The 17,120-nt window shown below is 48.5% G+C and carries 12 protein-coding genes; 6 read left to right on the forward strand and 6 right to left on the reverse strand.

The window, feature by feature from the left end; genetic code table 11:
* Positions 1 to 204: 204 nt before the first annotated feature.
* The 4 genes from JWG88_RS03680 to JWG88_RS03695 all read right to left on the reverse strand — a co-directional run bounded on the left by JWG88_RS03680 (position 205) and on the right by JWG88_RS03695 (position 7,441).
* Complete coding sequence (locus JWG88_RS03680) at positions 205 to 459, reverse strand: hypothetical protein (protein ID WP_205232336.1); 255 nt, start codon at positions 457 to 459, stop codon at positions 205 to 207.
* 480 nt (positions 460 to 939) lie between these two features.
* On the reverse strand, positions 940 to 3,222 hold the full coding sequence (locus tag JWG88_RS03685; RefSeq protein ID WP_205232337.1) for a heterodisulfide reductase-related iron-sulfur binding cluster: 2,283 nt from the start codon (positions 3,220 to 3,222) through the stop codon (positions 940 to 942).
* 918 nt (positions 3,223 to 4,140) lie between these two features.
* A complete protein-coding gene (locus JWG88_RS03690) occupies positions 4,141 to 5,526 on the reverse strand; it encodes a sigma-54 interaction domain-containing protein (RefSeq protein WP_205232338.1) in 1,386 nt (461 codons plus the stop codon).
* 526 nt (positions 5,527 to 6,052) lie between these two features.
* Positions 6,053 to 7,441: a sigma-54 interaction domain-containing protein gene (locus JWG88_RS03695; RefSeq protein WP_371927033.1), complete on the reverse strand. Its 1,389-nt coding sequence runs from the start codon at positions 7,439 to 7,441 to the stop codon at positions 6,053 to 6,055.
* Positions 7,442 to 7,874: 433 nt separating this feature from the next.
* Here JWG88_RS03695 and JWG88_RS03700 point away from each other — a divergent pair, with 433 nt between their 5' ends.
* Positions 7,875 to 8,693: an alpha/beta fold hydrolase gene (locus tag JWG88_RS03700; protein ID WP_205232339.1), complete on the forward strand. Its 819-nt coding sequence runs from the start codon at positions 7,875 to 7,877 to the stop codon at positions 8,691 to 8,693.
* On the opposite strand, the gene JWG88_RS03705 is transcribed toward JWG88_RS03700, so the two are convergent.
* Positions 8,690 to 8,923: an SHOCT domain-containing protein gene (locus JWG88_RS03705; RefSeq protein WP_205232340.1), complete on the reverse strand. Its 234-nt coding sequence runs from the start codon at positions 8,921 to 8,923 to the stop codon at positions 8,690 to 8,692. The genes JWG88_RS03700 and JWG88_RS03705 overlap by 4 nt on opposite strands.
* 232 nt (positions 8,924 to 9,155) lie before the next feature.
* Complete coding sequence (locus tag JWG88_RS03710; protein WP_205232341.1) at positions 9,156 to 9,896, reverse strand: pseudouridine synthase; 741 nt, start codon at positions 9,894 to 9,896, stop codon at positions 9,156 to 9,158.
* 218 nt (positions 9,897 to 10,114) lie between these two features.
* Here JWG88_RS03710 and JWG88_RS03715 point away from each other — a divergent pair, with 218 nt between their 5' ends.
* The 5 genes from JWG88_RS03715 to JWG88_RS03735 all read left to right on the forward strand — a co-directional run bounded on the left by JWG88_RS03715 (position 10,115) and on the right by JWG88_RS03735 (position 16,803).
* Positions 10,115 to 10,951, forward strand: a complete 837-nt coding sequence (locus JWG88_RS03715) for an alpha/beta hydrolase (protein WP_205232342.1) — start codon at positions 10,115 to 10,117, stop codon at positions 10,949 to 10,951.
* A gap of 467 nt (positions 10,952 to 11,418) precedes the next feature.
* Positions 11,419 to 12,261 carry a cyanophycinase gene (locus tag JWG88_RS03720; protein ID WP_205232343.1) on the forward strand — a complete coding sequence of 281 codons (843 nt, stop codon included), beginning with the start codon at positions 11,419 to 11,421 and terminating at the stop codon, positions 12,259 to 12,261.
* Entirely contained in the window at positions 12,254 to 14,866 is a 2,613-nt protein-coding gene (gene cphA, locus JWG88_RS03725; protein WP_205232344.1) for a cyanophycin synthetase, read from the forward strand. The genes JWG88_RS03720 and cphA overlap by 8 nt, the downstream gene beginning before the upstream one ends.
* Positions 14,867 to 14,997: 131 nt before the next feature.
* On the forward strand, positions 14,998 to 15,780 hold the full coding sequence (locus JWG88_RS03730; RefSeq protein WP_205232345.1) for an ADP-ribosylglycohydrolase family protein: 783 nt from the start codon (positions 14,998 to 15,000) through the stop codon (positions 15,778 to 15,780).
* A 396-nt stretch (positions 15,781 to 16,176) separates the two neighbouring features.
* Positions 16,177 to 16,803 (forward strand): MarR family winged helix-turn-helix transcriptional regulator, encoded by a 627-nt coding sequence (locus tag JWG88_RS03735; protein ID WP_205232346.1) that lies wholly within the window; start codon positions 16,177 to 16,179, stop codon positions 16,801 to 16,803.
* The last annotated feature ends 317 nt before the right edge of the window (positions 16,804 to 17,120 follow it).

Here is a 17,120-nt window from a genome sequence, read left to right on the forward strand (position 1 = left end):
GACTCATCCGTTTATAAAAGAACAGATGCTTAAATTTGGTTCATCAAACAGAAGCCCCTTTGGTGCACAATCATCAAGATGGCGGTGAGCAAAAACGTTGGGCTTCGACCGGCCGGATTACCGTAATCGAATTTTGAAAGGGTTGATTGGCGGTGAGCCTGGCGAACTCCAGTAATTAGCAAAGCGTTAACCTAGCGAATACCCTCAGACAAGAATCAGCACACACCAGAGCATAAAATTTATCTGGTAGATATGGAACCACGCCAAAGGCATTTTTTTGTCTCTGCAGATCTCATAATATCTTGCCGCGGATTCGAACAAATAGAAGGGATTGAACCAGAATTTATTTTCGTTGAATTCATTATGTTCCTGCAAAAGAGGAATAATCCTGTAGACATAAATTGCTACATAGAGGACAAAGGCGCTGGTGAAAAAGATAAATTTTGTTTGAAAATCCATGCTGTTGCGGAATTATAAGATGATTTTTGGCGATACAACCAGTACCCTGCTGATTTTCCTGGTTTTTATTGTGAGTTAAACAACCTGTCTAAAGTTTCTTATCCAGCCTGGCCGGGTTAGCAGAAAAGAACTTACAATAATAATTATTAGAAAACAAGATTGATGGTGGAGCAAAAAGTCCTCTAACGCCTCGTGGCAGCACCGTACCAGGCTCCTGGACAAACTGACAGCGGATTACGGACGAACACTGTAAAAAGGTAATCGATCGATAGCAGAAACGGATTGAGTAAGGAGGGCAAAGTCCGCGGCAGGTGGGAATGTCAGCAATCCTGGTTATCAGGTAAAGTTGCCCTGTGGTAGACGTTTCGAACCATGGATCCTGTCGGTGGGTGTGGACATGGAATCTGATTGATGCCGTCATTCCGAATCTGATCCGAAATGACGGCAATTACAATTTTTCGCTAATTTCAAAACCCAACATCAATTAAAAATAGTCAGACTAGATTTTTCGTGCCCCCGTGTATCCGATAAGTCTACAGACTGACAGAGAAGCTCGGCGACATCCTGAACCTTAATCTTATCTTCCACACCTAGCTTACCTATAGCATCACTCAACATCCGGATACAATACGGACAGGCAGTGGCAATCACCTCGGCACCGGTATCCATGGCCTCTTTGATGCGGATCTCCCCCATACTTTCCTTGCCAGGAGTACCAGCCCAAATACCGCCCCCACCGCCACCGCAACAAAAACTTCGGTCCCTGTTATTCCGCATCTCCACCAGTTTGAGACCGGGTATGGAATGAAGAATCCGGCGCGGTGCCTCGTAAACGTTATTGTATCTCCCCAGATAACATGGGTCGTGATAGGTCACCTTCAGATCGAGGCTGTTGACAGGGTTTACCTTGCCGGATTGAATGAGTTGGTCGAAGAGCTCGGTATAATGGATTTTCTCAACATCTTTCAGCCCTTCATAGTCTTTGCTGAAGGTATTGAGACAATGGGGAGAAACTGCCAGGATCTTTGAGACACCTGCTTCCTGGAACATCTCGGTATTTTTACTCTTCAGATCATCTGTAACTTCGACGGCGCCTATCTTATCTGTTATATCACCGCAGCAGCTTTCCTTTGTCCCCAGAGTTCCGTATGAAACCCGGGCATGCTCGAGAAGACGCAAAAGAGCCACTCCACCTCTCTCGCTTCTCTTGTGGGAACTGGTGTCGTAGGTAGTCGTACAGCAGTTGAACAGGCAATATTCATGATCCTGTTGATAGGCTGGAATTTTGATTTCTCCTGTCCATTCCAGCCGCTCCTCCCGTTTTCCGCCCCAGATATTGCCTTCTTTTTGCAGATTGCCGATCGCTTTTTTGAAAATCCTGGGCATAAGATCGGCATCGACCACTCGCCTGCGGATGGATTTAATCACATATAGGATGCCGATCCCCCGCGGACACTGCTCGGTACAAATATCACAAGTAACACAATCCCAGGAAGATTCGTCGACACCGACGGTTGTCGCTCTGTCCAGAGCGAGATGCCGGAGGATCAGGCGCGGACTGTAATCCACTATCTCTGCACTGGGACAGACGGTGGTACAGGTGCCGCAGTGCATGCAGGCGGTAAAGGCATCACCGACTTCGTTCTTTATCGCTCTGGTATCAACGACGGAAGGAATCAATGCCTTTTCCTTTACAGTCGCAAGAAAGACGGCCAACGGCCTGTAGAACAGATGTGACCATTTCCCGAACGGAACCTCGATGACAAGCATGGGAACCGCGATCGCCAGGTGAATTACATAGATAACATAAGTTCCCATCGGCCATCCGCCGATGCGAAAGAGATGCATCATGATACCCGTCAACGTTGTAAGGAAAAGGAGAACCAAAAAAAGCCAATCGGAGGTGTGGGAATAGCGATGCATCATTTCCTGCTTTTTGCGGCGGCTGACAAACATTTCCACAGTTATAAAAAGCAGGACACCGGTTGCATAATAACCAAAGAGACTGGAAAAATGCCAACTGCTGTCGTCGACCTGAAACCAGCGGAGAAAAACAATGATCAGGGTCAGCATTGTCAGATAGCCGCTGACCAAAAGAAAGTGTTTCAACCATCTGCTATTGTCCTCGCCGCACTTTCTCCATTTTTTCTGCGTGGCAAAATGGAGGATAAAGGCTTTGGCCTCGGTAAGGTAAAGCCTGAATGGCACTTTGGTCCCATTCATTATATAACGGTACATCCGCAAGGCATTGGAGAGCAAAAAGAGCGACAAAACTCCGGCCAGCGCCAGATCCCCCACTTCCACCCAAAAAACGGGAGCAAAAGTATTGACCGAAACATATTCGGTGATCATCGGTCCATGAAAAAATACAAAGAGAAGAATGACGAAAAGGGCAACGGCGCCCAGGGCTCCGAATTCCCAGGCCTTGGAAAGGTAAAACTTCCGGGCCAGTCCTGTCCAGTCATACTGAATAGTAAGCCAGCGCCGCACCGCCATCATCGTCTCGGCCGGTTCGGCTCCCCTGGGACAGTTAGTGTTGCATTCTCCGCAGTAGTAGCACAACCAGGGTTCGGTCGAGGCAAGGAGCCTGTCCTTCAGACCGAGCTGCAGATATCGATATATCTTTCGCGGAAATGGATTATTACCCTGCGACAACGGACAGCTTGCACTGCAGGTACCACACTGCATACAAACTTCCATGTCTTTGGCTCCCAGCTCCTTGACCTCACTGTACAAGTCCAGGTATGTACTGATGTTCTTCACAATATTCTCCTTGGAAAATCAGAAAACGTGACTCCCGGAACGAAGAATTCGTCCCGGTGCCCTATCATCTCTGTTCTGTGCCGATCAATATTTGAACAACTACAATCACAGCATTTTATCGAACATATGCACATTACGAAGTCGGTATATTCTTCATAGCTTCCAGCCGTATATCTTTTCTGAAATTTTTGGCTTTGAATGAAAGACTCTGGATCTTAAAATGTTTTTTCCAGCCTGTTACCGGATACTTAGTTTAGGTAATCGACCTGTCCATTAGATCGATTTCAGATCACAATTACCATGAGGCAGAATATCAGGATAACAAGCATCTCTATGGCCGTACTTAAAATATCTTTTATTTTTTCTATCATTTACGTACCCTCCAGTGAAATGCTCGCCTAATTGTGCTTTTCTTGTTCTGGTACAATTCGTCGTTAGGCGATGATTGCTGTTTGTGCAATGTCGTCTCCACGTTTATTGCCAGCGCCGATCCCGCTTTTTACCTGGTTTTTGAATTGACTGATTATTTGATATCTTGCGTTCTCCCTCGCATTTTGAATTCAGTAGCAGAATGAGTTTTCCGCGCCTCCTGCGCTCTATTTTGAACTTATGATTGAAAAAGCATGAACCATGCCACAATATATACAAAAGAATTGACTATGGTATGTGACTGAATATATTGTATCTATTGAATTTTATATACGAGTTCATCGCCCTTAATGGAGACCATGGAGTAGCACAACAAAAACCCTTTGCAACTTAAAGGTTGCATTTTCGCTACTCTTTGGCAATTTAATCCTGAAATCATCCACAGCAGTGTTTGTATTGGAGTGTCGGGAACTGGGAGCAAACGATAAGAAGGAGTTGGTCATTCGAGGCAGCCTCAGAGGGGGAAACAGCGGGCAGGAGTCGGTCGCATCAGTCGGAACCGGATTTTTGCTTTGAGGAAGACGCGGTACGGCCATCACCATCAGGAAGATGAATGCCGAATTTTTTAATTTTTCTGAACAGGGTGGTCTTGTGCATACCCAACTCTCTGGCGGCGGCCAGACGGTTGTAGTCATTACGCTGCAGTGCCTTCATTATCGCCTCTTCCTCGGTGGAACGGCGAATGGCAAGCATGGAAGAAGGGCCGGCGGCTGACGTGGCTGCAGAAACCGCCAGGTCTGACGGCAGATGCCGGGTACCTATCTCCCCATGGGAACAAAGAATAAAGGCATGCTCGATGATATTTTCCAACTGCCTGATATTTCCCGGGTAGTCATAGTTCATCAACCAATTGAGGGCTTCTTCTTCTATTCCGGTCACCGCCTTGTCCTGCAGTCGATTCAGTTTATCTATAAACCGTTCGATTAGCAGCGGAATATCTTCTTTTCGTTCCCGCAGGGCCGGCAACAGCAAACGAACGATATTGATTCGATAAAACAAATCCTGCCGAAAACGCCCCTGCTCAATCAGGTTTTCCAGATTTCGGTTGGTAGCGGCAAGGATGCGGACATTGACATGTTGCTTCTGTACACCGCCCAAGGGTTGGAATTCACGTTCCACTAAAACTCTTAGAAGTTTCGCCTGAAAAGCGGGACTGGTTTCGCCCAATTCATCGAGCATGATGGTGCCGCCGTCAGCCATATTGAAATATCCGGGCTTGTCACTTACCGCGTCTGTAAAGGCGCCTGCCTTATAGCCAAAGAGCTCCGACTCGAGCAATGTATCAGGCAAGGCGCCGCAGTTGATCGCGATAAACGGCTTTTCCCGGCGCAAAGACAGATCGTGCAACGCTTTGGCCAACATCTCCTTTCCGGTGCCGGTGTCGCCCTCGATGAGTACCGTACTCTCGCTTTTGGCAATCTTTGGCAAAACGGTGAACAGATTCTTCATCAGTGGACTGCGGCTCACCATGCCTCCAAGCCTGAAGCTGTCTCTCAGTTCCTTCCTGAGCTCTTCCACCACAGAATTATCACGGAAGGTTTCAACCCCACCCAGGATCTCACCATGTTCATCATGCAACAGAGCCGTAGACAAGCTGATCGGAATGCGTTTTTTATGTTTATTAGTAATAGAGGCGGATATCCCGATAAAGGATTGGCCATTTTTCATGGTTTCCCGCAGAGGACAGGCATCCTTGCACATGTTGGAGCCAAAGACATCCCAGCACAAACGGCCTATCGCCTCATTACGGGAAAATCCGGTAATTTTTTCTGCTGCCCGATTGAAAGAGGTGACGCGCCATTCATGATTGACCGTAAACACCCCATCGGAGATACTCTCAAGAATATGCGGTTTAACCACTATTTTCTCCATCATATCACCACTTACTGTACCTAACAGCCAAAACGGCCGAGGAAATTACGGATCGTATGGTCCGCAGAGATTTGGATGCGGCTGCAGCTGCCGGTCTATCCTGACTGTTGTCGGGTAACCGGCGGTCAGGCTTGCCAGTAGTTTAGCAGGAACTATGCCACCCGATATGGGCTGCAGGAGGAGATGGATAATTAATTGACAATACGTTCTTTTTTCAAAAAAGGAACTTCTCTGGGAACACCTTCGAGCTGATCACGGTAGCAATCACGCTACTCTTTGCAACAACGCAACATTGCATATACGCTACCCTATTACAAAGATTGGCGAGACAGCAGCTCTGGGATGACAGTCTGGGAAGTTGAATTTGAAAACACTGGAAGCAAATAAAGGAGTTTGCCGATAAGGCGCTTTAGAGGCATGGGCGAATTCAGGATCTTAACATCTCAGAGGCTGAGTATTCGTCCAGGAGGCGAAAAAGGTTTTTACGAATAAGATAAGTAAAAGGTTCATTCAGATGATGCAGAGCTCTTTATGCTTTTGAGGATAGTGCACTGCGGCCGTCGGCATCGGGAAGGCGGATGTTAAACTTTTTGATCTTCCTGAACAGGGTTGTCTTATGCATGCCCAACTCTCTTGCTGTTGCCAGACGATTGTAGCCATTTCGCTGCAAAGCCTTTAAAATTGCCTCCTCTTCGCTAAACTGGCGGATGTCCTGAATCGACGACAATTGCGCTACACCGGGTTGAGCAGTAGCAACCGCCAGGTATCCCGGCAGATGCCGTGTTCCTATTTCTCCATCAGAACAAAGAATGAAGGCATGTTCGATAATATTTTCCAATTGCCGGATGTTGCCCGGATAATCGTAACTCATCAGCCAGCTCATGGCCTCGGCGTCAATTCCGGTCACCGCCTTATCCTGCAACCGGTTCAGTTTATCGATGAACCGCTCGATCAACAGCGGAATATCCTCTTTGCGTTTGCGCAGGGCGGGTAACTGCAAACGAACAATATTGATGCGGTAAAACAGGTCCTGTCGAAAATATCCCTGTTCAATTAAAGCTTCAAGGTCACGATTGGTGGCGGCGATAATGCGGACATTTATGCGCTGCTTGTGGACGCCCCCCAAGGGTTGAAATTCACGCTCCTCCAAAACCCGCAGGAGTTTCACCTGGAAAGCGGGACTGGTTTCACCCAGTTCATCAAGCATAATAGTGCCGCCCTCGGCCATGGTAAAATAACCGGGCTTGTCGCGTACCGCATCAGTAAAAGCACCGGCTTTATAGCCAAAAAGTTCGGATTCGAGCAGAGTGTCAGGCAAGGCCCCGCAGTTTATAGCGATAAAAGGCTTTTCCCGGCGTAGCGACTGATCATGCAAGGCCCTGGCCAGCACCTCTTTTCCGGTACCGGTATCACCCTCGATCAATACCGTACTGTCGCTTTTAGCTATCTTCGGCAGGATTGTGAAGATTTTTTTCATCAAGCGGCTCCGGCTGATCATGTCGCCCTGCCTGAAACTACCGTTAAGCTCCCGGCGAAGTTCTTCCACTACGGAATTGTCGCGAAAAGTTTCGACCCCACCCAGAATATCACCTTGTTCATTATACAGCAGGGCGGTGGACAGACTGATGGGTATGCGCTTTTTGTTTTTATTGATAATAAAGGCTGAAACGCTGACAAAAGATCGCCCGCCTTTCATGGTCTCGCGCAGGGGACAACCTTCTTTGCACAGATTGGAGCGGAAAACATCCCAGCAAAAATTGCCGATTGCATCACTGCGCGGAATGCCGGTGATCTCCTCAGCCGCCCGATTGAAAGAGGTGATACGCCATTCGTGATTGACGGTAAAGACACCATCAGAAATACTTTCAAGAATGATTTCGGTGGCATCGACAACCGCTGCTTTCTTTTGCTTCACAATATTTTCTTCCTCAGAACCAAATGAGGTCATAGCAATGAAAAACAGCCATTTTACAGCCAGCCCCGTTTTTTTTTCAGAGACTGCCCGAACCCCACTATTTCTCCACAACTTATATTCTTTTTGCTGCTTTTTCCAGTCTTTTCCGACGCCTTTTTTTTGATAATCTATCAATTTCCTTCAGGGTATCGAGAAGGGTCGATATTTCACTCAAGATCAAGGCCGGCGTTTCTGACTATAATTCTCCTGAATATACTTCTTCCGTTTGCAATGCAGTTGATTCCCGCAGCTGAGTGTTATCAAATCGGGATAATCCCCAGAGTACCTGTTGATCCATGCCAAAAAATTAATATATATTTATAAAGCTCTGCAATATGTGCATTGATGATGAATTTTGCCTTGAAGAAGTCGTGTCTTGAATATTACAGGAGAGATCATGGAAACTCATACCCTGAAAGTAGACGACATCAACATGCACTGGGAGGAAGCCGGTGAAGGAAATCCAGTGATATTCTTGCATGGCATTCCCACCAGTCCCCGCCTGTGGCGGCATGTAATTCCGAAAATCTCCCCAGCCCGCTGCCTGGCTTGGGAAATGGTAGGGTATGGGGCCTCCATTTCCGAAGGGAGGGGACGTGACATTTCAGTTGGCCGGCAGGCGGATTATCTCATTTCGTGGATGCAGGTCCTGGGTCTGGAAAAAGCCGTGCTGGTAGGTCACGATTTAGGGGGCGGTGTGGCGCAAATCGCCGCCGTGCGGCATCCCCGGAGAGTGGCTGGCCTGGTGCTGATGAATGCAATATGCTACGATTCCTGGCCCATTCCCGAAGTCAGGATAGCAAAAGTCGCAGGGTCGCTGATGAAACAGCTGCCAAACAGCATCTTTAAAAGTATTTTCAGAGAGTTCATCAGCATGGGACACGACAGGCCCAGCCGGGTTCGGGAATCGATGCACGAACACTGGCCTCACTATGCCGCGGCAGGGGGCGCAGCTGACTTTTTGCACCAGGTCCAGTCCCTGGATGTGCACGATACCCTGTCCATCAGCGACAGCCTGCCACGGCTAAATATCCCGGCCCGGATAGTCTGGGGAGCAGCCGACCGCTTCCAGAAAATCGGCTATGGTTATCGCCTCTCCCATGATTTGAAGTGCTCCCTCACCCGCATCGAAGACGGCAAGCATTTCGTACCGGAGGATCACCCGGAAGAGGTGGCTCGAACTATCAACGAACTGCTTAATACCGAGGGTATCTAATAGACAATCGACTTACTTTCGATCTCATCTTTGCGGCGCTCATATTCCTCCTGGGTTATCCGTCCGGCCGCCAGATCTTCTTCGAGGTTGTCCATAGCCCGCTTGTTCTGGTATTCATAGGCGGCTCCGGCAGCTCCGGCTCCTATCGCCGCGCCTCCAACCCCTTCTCTACTGCAGCCCGATAAGAATAACAGAGGAAGTATAGTTATCAAAACTAGAAATCCTTTCATGGTCTCACCTCACGCTGATTTTATTTTAAAGATCAGACAAGCAGATTCTCGCCGCCAAATAAGTCTGTCACTCACCTGATTAATGTATAAAAAATGTAAATCCTCTGCTCAGCCAGTCAAGTAGGAGGGAGATTATCCGGCACTCAAGTCGTAGCAGATCCCGAAAAAATCATTGAAGTTGCCGATTGTGATGTCGAAATGAGGGCTGCGGCGATCAACCTTTCTTTCGGTCTTATCGTGGTGCTTGTACTACTCTTCTGCGTTGGGCCGGTCTTGTACCAAGGCCATTCTGTTTTATCGCTCGATATTCAGCATCATCCAGCATTTTCCATTTCCCTGCGCCGAGCTCTTTCAATTCAATAAAACCGATCCGGCTGCGTTGAAGATCAGTAATCTCCAATCCGACAGCAGCGCATATCTTGCGTATATGCTTGGTCTTGCCTGTGCGGAATATACATTTGAGATTATTTTCCCGGAACAGTTCGACACCATCGGGAACGATCCGGTCATTCCCGAGCAGAATGCCTTGTTTTAGGCGGGCGATCGCCTCTAAATCAGCTGTTTCTTTTATGGTCAGCAGGTATTCTTCTTCATGCCCACTGGAACGAGCCAGGATATTGCCTAATTCTCCGTCATTGGTAAGCAGGAGCAGGCCATGAGACTCATAATCCAGTCGACCAATAGGAAATACGCGATCAGGACCGAAATCGAAATCAACCAGTGTTCTCCTCCAGAGGCTTTTGGTCATGGTGCATTCCACCTTCCCGGGTTTATTAAAAACGATGATCTTCTTTTTGGAAGGTTCTTTTACCTGCAGCTTGCGGCCATCGACGATAATTGTCTCTTTTCCGGAAACCTTATCGCCAAGTATTGCCTTTTTTCCATTTACCAGAATTTTTCCTGCCTTTATAAAGTCTTCGGCATCACGCCTTGAACAAAACCCCACATCAGACAAATATCTTTGCAATCTCATTTTTCCATTTCCGTGTCAAACCTGCTAAATTTATACTATCCGCGCAATACTTTTGAAATAGTTGTCCATGTCTCTCTAACTGTAACTCAAGGAAAGAGAAGGATATACTATAGATAGTGTTCTGGTTGAAAGATAGCTCTTTCTTTGGGACAGTCACTGCTCAAGCCATTTTCATCGAACTAAACGGCCCGCTGTCTTCCCTGATGTGGTAAAGACCAATGGTAAAAAGAACAGGATTTGAACTTTTCTTTCTCCTCCTCCTTCTGCTGTTGCCGCTATCTTTCGGAGGCTGCAGCACTCTCATTTATATGCCGCGTGGTTATTCCGAACCCAAACATCTGCAGTTATTAGATGATCCATCTGTTATAAAAATCAGCTACTTTCTCAGAAACAATGAGCAGACCGCCTTTTATATCGGCCCCGATAAGCATCCGCAAAGGCTCTGGCTGCTCTTCGGGGGCATCAACAGCCTGGCCCTTGACTGGCATCAGTGGTTTGTGGAAACAGCTGGCGAAGACGCGGCTTTTCTTTTTGTTGATTATCCCGGATATGGGTTGAATCACGGGGTACCCAGTGCGAATTTGATTTCTGAAGCCAGTGTTGCAGCCTTCGGTGCTTTGAAGGAATTTTTACAGCTCCCGAATGAGGACCAACACCCCGAGGTAAATATACTTGGACACTCTTTAGGTTCTGGCGTAGCCGTGCACTTTGCAAGCCGCATTAAGGTAAAAAAACTGTTGCTTGTCGCCCCCTTTACCAACCTGAACGAGCTGGTAATTTTTAGATACGGCGGCTTTCTGGGAACACTGATAAATGCCATCTATCCCGAACAATATCATAACATGAAAAACCTCACTTCCATTGCCAAACAGCACCCCCCTCCGCAGATAATCATTATCCATGGAGCTGAAGATCAGGTGATACCCGCTGCAATGAGTCGCAGGATGGTACAAATGTTCCCCGACATCATCACCTATCATGAAATCCCCCTGACAGGTCACCGAAACATGTTTGCCGACAATCTCGATCTTATCTTGCAACATATGTGCGATTGAGCCCAGTAACACCTCCCTGTGTGCAGAAAAACAGACCATATTAAAATGGTATTAAAAGAATAAAAAGAGTAGTATTCGCGGACTTTCATCATCGAGTGTCAGCTCACCCATTATTGCTTCTGCCGGCGGTATTCCTGGACTGGTGGGACATATTTGTCTTTGGAATTGATGTCCGTAACGGAGCTGCGACTCACTATCACTTTTTTTATCCTGACAAAAAAAATTATGATGGCGTCATAAAAAGCCCGATCTCCTGCGCCTTGTATATCGAGCTTTGTATCTATCAATCTGAAATCGTAGCGACTTTCTAAATTTCATATTTGCGAAATTACGACAGGTTAACAACTAGCTGATACAATATCGGCTGTCGGCCATCCTGTTGAAGGCGGATGCAACCTTTTAACCACAAACAAATGTGCGGTATACTTGTCTTGGACATTTACTGTCACATCTTCGGAGATAACCGTATGTCACTGAAACAATTTTTTCGGGGGCGTCTCCTTGCAATAGGAGGCAATGAAGATAAAGCCAATGACCTGATTGTATTGAAGCGGGTAATTCAGGAAGTTGGAAAATCCGATTTCAAAGTCGGCGTGATCACCACTGCAAGCGAGGACCCTCAACAGCGAGGAGAAGACTATCACAAAGTGTTTTCCGATCTGGGTGCTTCGGGAATCGAACTATTGCATATAAGCACCAGACCCCAGGCCAACGATGCACTATTCACAGACATGCTCGAGAATGTGGATTTGATTTTTATCACCGGCGGAGACCAGTTGCGACTGACAACCATTCTGGGGGGATCAAAAATACTTGGAACTATCAAAAACCGGCTTGAGAATGGGGCCGTCGTTGTCGGTACCAGTGCCGGGGCAGCGGTGTTTTCCGATATCATGATATATGAGGGGAAAAGTGAAGAGGGTCTCTTTAAAGGAAGAGTCCTGACTACATCCGGATTCAGTTTCGTTGAAAATATCGTCTTTGATACTCATTTTATGTCAAGAGGACGTATTGGCCGTCTGGTCCAGATTGTTACCACGAACCCATCCTGTATCGGAGTCGGCATCGGCGAGGATTCGGGCGTGATCGTCAGTGGAGATGGAATAGCAGAGGTTATCGGTACCGGGCAGGTAATTATTGTCGACGGCAGTGATATTACCCATTCCAATATAATGGATATTGAACCGGGGAGACCTATCGCCGTGGAAAACGTGCGCATCCATTCACTGGTGGATGGCTACAGATACAGCTTCACGGAAAGACGTTTTTTAGCGCCGCCACGCAAATTGGAGAAAACTATAGATGATTGAAATACAAGAGCTCAGAGCTTTAAACGGACCAAATAAACATTCCAGACATCCGGTGATTTTCATGGTTCTGGATATCGGAGATTTTGAAGATCGGCCTTCGCATACAATCGCAGGTTTTCCGGAGAGATTGGTGAAGCTTCTTCCAACTCTGCGGGAGCATCAATGTTCGATCGGCAAACCCGGCGGTTTTGTACAGAGGCTGCACACGGGAACCTGGGCCGGCCATATCATCGAACACGTCGCCATTGAACTTCAATGCCTTGCCGGCATGGAGGTTAAATATGGAAAAACCCTTGATACAACGCAGAGAGGAATATACATCGTGGTCTTTCGATACCTCGTTGAATCCGCGGGATTAACAGCGGCGAAAGAGGCGGTATCGCTCTTTGAGGCAATAGTGGAAGGAAAGAGTCCCGATGTCGGCAAGGTAATTGCCGAACTCAAGGTTCTGCGCGAGAACGATATGCTGGGGCCCACTACCTGGAGCATTGTCAAGGAAGCGAAGTCGAGGAACATTCCTTTTATCCGGCTCAATCAAGAGAGTTACATCCAGTTGGGATACGGTGCCCATCAAAAACGCATTCAGGCCTCCATAACCAGCCAGACCTCGGCCATTGCCGTGGAGACCGCCGATGAAAAGACCAATGTAAAGAAGTTTCTGAAAAGAGCGGGAATTCCTGTTCCGAGCGGTCGGTTGGTTACCACGGAAGAAGAGGCTATGGCTGTTTTCGATGAAATTGGAGGAGCTGTCGTTGTCAAGCCGGATGTAGGCAATCACGGTAAGGGCTCCACCATCAATGTTACCGAACCTGGGCATCTGCAGAAGGCTTTTCTGGCAGCCCAGCCCTATTGTTCGGATGTAATTGTCGAAGAATATGTTCAAGGGGGAGATTTTCGCCTTCTGGTGATAGATGGAAAGTTTGTGGCGGCAGCAAGGCGGGAACCTGCTCATGTCATCGGTGATGGAAAATCTTCCATCAGGGATCTCATTGAAAAGATCAATACCGACCCTCGCCGCGGCTTTGGCCATGAAAAAGTGCTGACCCAGATAGATATCAACGATATGACGAAAAGGCTATTGTCCCTGCGCGGACAATCTCCGGAATACTCCCCGGCGGAAGGAGAAAAGGTGTATCTGAAGACCACCGCCAATCTGAGCCAGGGCGGTACGGCAACGGATGTAACCGATGAGGTAAACCCGGAAATTCGCCTGATGGCGGAACGAACCGCCCGGATTATCGGTCTGGACTGTGTGGGGGTGGACGCTCTGGCGCTCGATATATCGCTGCCCCTGCGCCAATCCGGTCTTAAGGTGATCGAGGTAAATGCCGCACCGGGATTTCGCATGCACCTGGAGCCAACCAGCGGACAACCGCGCAATGTGGCCAAGCCGATAGTCGACATGCTTTTTCCGGGAGGTTACGTTCAGGTCCCCGTTGTGGCTGTCACCGGAACAAACGGAAAAACCACGACCTGCAAGTTGATCGCCCATACCTTGAAGTATTCCGGTAAAATCGTGGGATTGACCTGCACAACCGGCATTGGGATCGATGGCAACTTTATCCTGAACGGGGATTACAGCGGTCCGGAAGGCGCCGGCATTGTTTTGCGGGAACCCACCGTGGATCATATCGTTTTGGAAGTGGCACGAGGAGGGCTGGTGCGGCGGGGTCTTGGTGTGGATGAAGTCGACGTGGGAGTTTTGTTGAATATCGGCAGTGATCATCTGGGCACCGACTGGATAGAAACCAGGGAGGATCTGAGCCTGGTAAAATCGACGGTCATAGAGGTAGTCAAAGATTCGGGTACCTCGGTTCTCAACGCCGACGACGGCATGACCATGAATGTCGTGGATCGGGCCCGCGGCAATATTATTTTGTTCTCGCTGGATCCGAACAACCAGAAGATCAGAGAGCATATGCAGCAGGGAGGCACCGTAGTCACGGTAGAGAACCGCATTGCCGTTATCCGCAACAGCGAGCTGGACATTCCCGTCTGCACGCTTGAGGAAATTCCCATTACCTTTGACGGTCTCGTCGATTTTAATATCGCCAATACCCTCGCCGCCATCGCGGCGCTGCACGGCATGAATCAGCCCCTGGAACAGATCCGCAACGGGATTATGACCTTCTATCCATCGGCCAATCAGAATCCGGGACGAATGAACCTGTTCGATTTTCAAAACTACAAGGTGCTGGTCGATTATTGCCACAACCCCGATTCAGCCCGTGCTCTGGCTGCATTATTGCCGCGGCTCTCACCGGGGAGGAAAATTGCACTATGCCACGGTACCGGCAATCGTACCGATGAGCAAATCATAGAATATGGCATAGCTCTGGCTTCAATATACGATTATGTCGTATTGGCTGATTTCGATCCTCGCAGCAGGCCCGCCGGAGAAACTTCCCGTCTGGTTCGTGAGGGGCTGATAAAAGGAGGGGTTCGGGAAGATTTTATCGACATCGTTGCCGAGCCGGAAAAAGCCGTGGAGTATCTTTTTTCCAAGGCGGAAAAAGGAGATCTGCTGGTCATCAATCCCGACGAACTGGAACCGGTTATGAGCCAGGTCAGAGAACGCTATAGGAAGCTGGTTACACATATTTGATGAACGCTATCCGGGAACCGGCAGTTGCACTAAATTACATTCTGACTGCCCCTGAAATTCAGTATTTTCTGGCCCAGGCCGGGACTGCTCTTTTCATCGGGACATCATAAACCATCAAAAAAGCCAGCGAAATGATCGGAGCAATCGCCGGGGACATTATCGGTTCGATATACGAGCACTCCCCGATAAAAACAAAAAATTTCATTCTCTTTCATCCACACTGCACCTTCACAGATGATAGCGTGCTCACCATCGGTGTTGCCGAAGCTATACTTACCGGCCGCCCCTACCTGGAAGCGGTGCGAGAAATCGGGCGGCGCTATCCTGGCGCAGGCTACGGCGGATCCTTTGTCAACTGGCTTCATTCCGACAAACCTCACCCCTATAACAGCTGGGGCAACGGCGCTGCCATGCGTGCCAGTCCCGTCGGCTTTGGTTTTTCCACAGAGGATGAAGTGCTGCAGCAGGCAAAAGAAACCGCGGAGATCTCCCATAACCACCCGGAGGGAATAAAGGGAGCGCAGGCCACGGCTCTTGCCGTTTTCATCGCAAGAACGGGGAAGGGAAAGGAGCAGATCAGATCGCAGATCATGCGGCGCTTCGGCTATGACTTAAAGCGCAGTGTCGAGGATATCCGCCCCTCTTATACCTTTGATATCTCCTGCCAGGGAACCGTACCCGAGGCCATCATAGCATTTCTCGATTCTGACTCATATGAGGATTCCATACGGAACGCCGTCTCACTGGGCGGCGACAGCGACACTCTCGCCTGCATTACCGGTGGTATTGCTGAAGCGTTCTATGGTGGCGTACCGGAGGAGATTGCCTTAAAGGTAGAGGAGTATCTGACGCCGCATCTATGGAAAATTTGCGAGAGATTCCGTCAGAAGTATCCGAATTCCCCTACCCACTAATGAAAAAAAGCGTTCATCTTTCCGAATGAGCTGCCATCTTCCTGTGCCTGATCCCCCAAACACCCCTTCGAAAAACGCCATGCTCAGGTTTTTTTAGGCGGCTTGTAGCCCCCCAGGTTTGCTGAGAAACACCTACAGCCATAAAGGTCTTGGGATCAAAGCGATTTATAATTTTTTCCGCCGATTTTGCCACTATTTCAAAGGAGTCCTGTTTCAAAGATAATTGTAAGAATGATAATCTGCTGGTCCAGACGAACCTCCAACAGGAGAACCGTCCTTGGTGGAATTCGGCTTTTCCAGGAAAAACCACTATCCATAATTTGCCCGGCTGGATTTTTCCGGGCTCTTGAAAAATCATAGATAAAGAGAAATAATTAGTTTAGGTTTACAGTCCATATGAAAAGATTTATCCAGCCTTTATTGTCGGCTTTGCTGCCAATGGCTTTGGGATATCAAGACATCCGGGAAGATCCCGCCTCCCTTAACGGACTGACGATGAAGACAGAAGGAAAAAAGACAATGGACCAGGAACCGCAGGTTCCCAAACAAAACTATGAGCTGAGAATCCTGCAGTCTTTACGTCGCATCATCAGATCAATAGACATTCACTCCCGCAAACTGGCAACCGAACACAAGATAACCGGGCCGCAACTCGGCTGTCTGCTGGCGTTGAAAGAGACCGGACCACTGACCAGTTCAAAACTGGCACGGAAGGTCTATCTCAGTCCCAGTACGATTGTCGGCATCATCGACAGGCTTGAAGAAAAGGGACTGGTGCAGCGCAGTCGCGACAGCAGAGACCGCCGTCTCATCCATATCTGTATCACCACCGCCGGCCAAGAATTAGTTGCCGCCGCGCCCTCACTCCTGCAGGATACGCTGTCCAATGCCCTTGTAGAGCTTCCTGAATCCGAGCAGATCTCTATTACCATGGCTCTGGAAAAACTTGTCGATCTGCTGGAGGCACGCCATATAGGTGCCGCACCGGTTCTGGAAACAGGTCCCCTCGATTCCTCAAAATAATTCCCTACAACCAGTCTCTTTCCCCTCAAATTACCCATACCAGGCAGCCGGCGCGAACCCCATGACTTGACAACACCGATATTTTCTACTATAATCCTTCGTACACAAATTATTAGTGCGCCAACCTACTGCTCATCTCTGCATGAGCATCCTGAAAACCAAGAAAGAAAACAAGACGATGAGCCCCTGGCGCTCACGCAGTACCGATTGTGGCTCAAACGTCGACCATCTTGCCGCTTTTTGCGGTTCAACAAGAATATAGCGCAACGGCCGCCTTGCCCGAGATGCAGCTTTATCGGTCTGCACTCCAGGGAATG

It is taken from the genome of Desulfopila inferna (genome assembly GCF_016919005.1).
GTDB lineage: Bacteria > Desulfobacterota > Desulfobulbia > Desulfobulbales > Desulfocapsaceae > Desulfopila_A > Desulfopila_A inferna.

Coding starts and splice junctions, on each gene's coding strand:
- JWG88_RS03680 (WP_205232336.1), bottom strand. CDS start 459: ATGGATTTTCAAACAAAATTTATCTTTTTCACCAGCGCCTTTGTCCTC.
- JWG88_RS03690 (WP_205232338.1), bottom strand. CDS start 5,526: ATGATGGAGAAAATAGTGGTTAAACCGCATATTCTTGAGAGTATCTCC.
- JWG88_RS03700 (WP_205232339.1), top strand. CDS start 7,875: ATGGAAACTCATACCCTGAAAGTAGACGACATCAACATGCACTGGGAG.
- JWG88_RS03705 (WP_205232340.1), bottom strand. CDS start 8,923: ATGAAAGGATTTCTAGTTTTGATAACTATACTTCCTCTGTTATTCTTA.
- JWG88_RS03710 (WP_205232341.1), bottom strand. CDS start 9,896: ATGAGATTGCAAAGATATTTGTCTGATGTGGGGTTTTGTTCAAGGCGT.
- JWG88_RS03715 (WP_205232342.1), top strand. CDS start 10,115: ATGGTAAAAAGAACAGGATTTGAACTTTTCTTTCTCCTCCTCCTTCTG.
- JWG88_RS03720 (WP_205232343.1), top strand. CDS start 11,419: ATGTCACTGAAACAATTTTTTCGGGGGCGTCTCCTTGCAATAGGAGGC.
- cphA (WP_205232344.1), top strand. CDS start 12,254: ATGATTGAAATACAAGAGCTCAGAGCTTTAAACGGACCAAATAAACAT.
- JWG88_RS03730 (WP_205232345.1), top strand. CDS start 14,998: ATGATCGGAGCAATCGCCGGGGACATTATCGGTTCGATATACGAGCAC.
- JWG88_RS03735 (WP_205232346.1), top strand. CDS start 16,177: ATGAAAAGATTTATCCAGCCTTTATTGTCGGCTTTGCTGCCAATGGCT.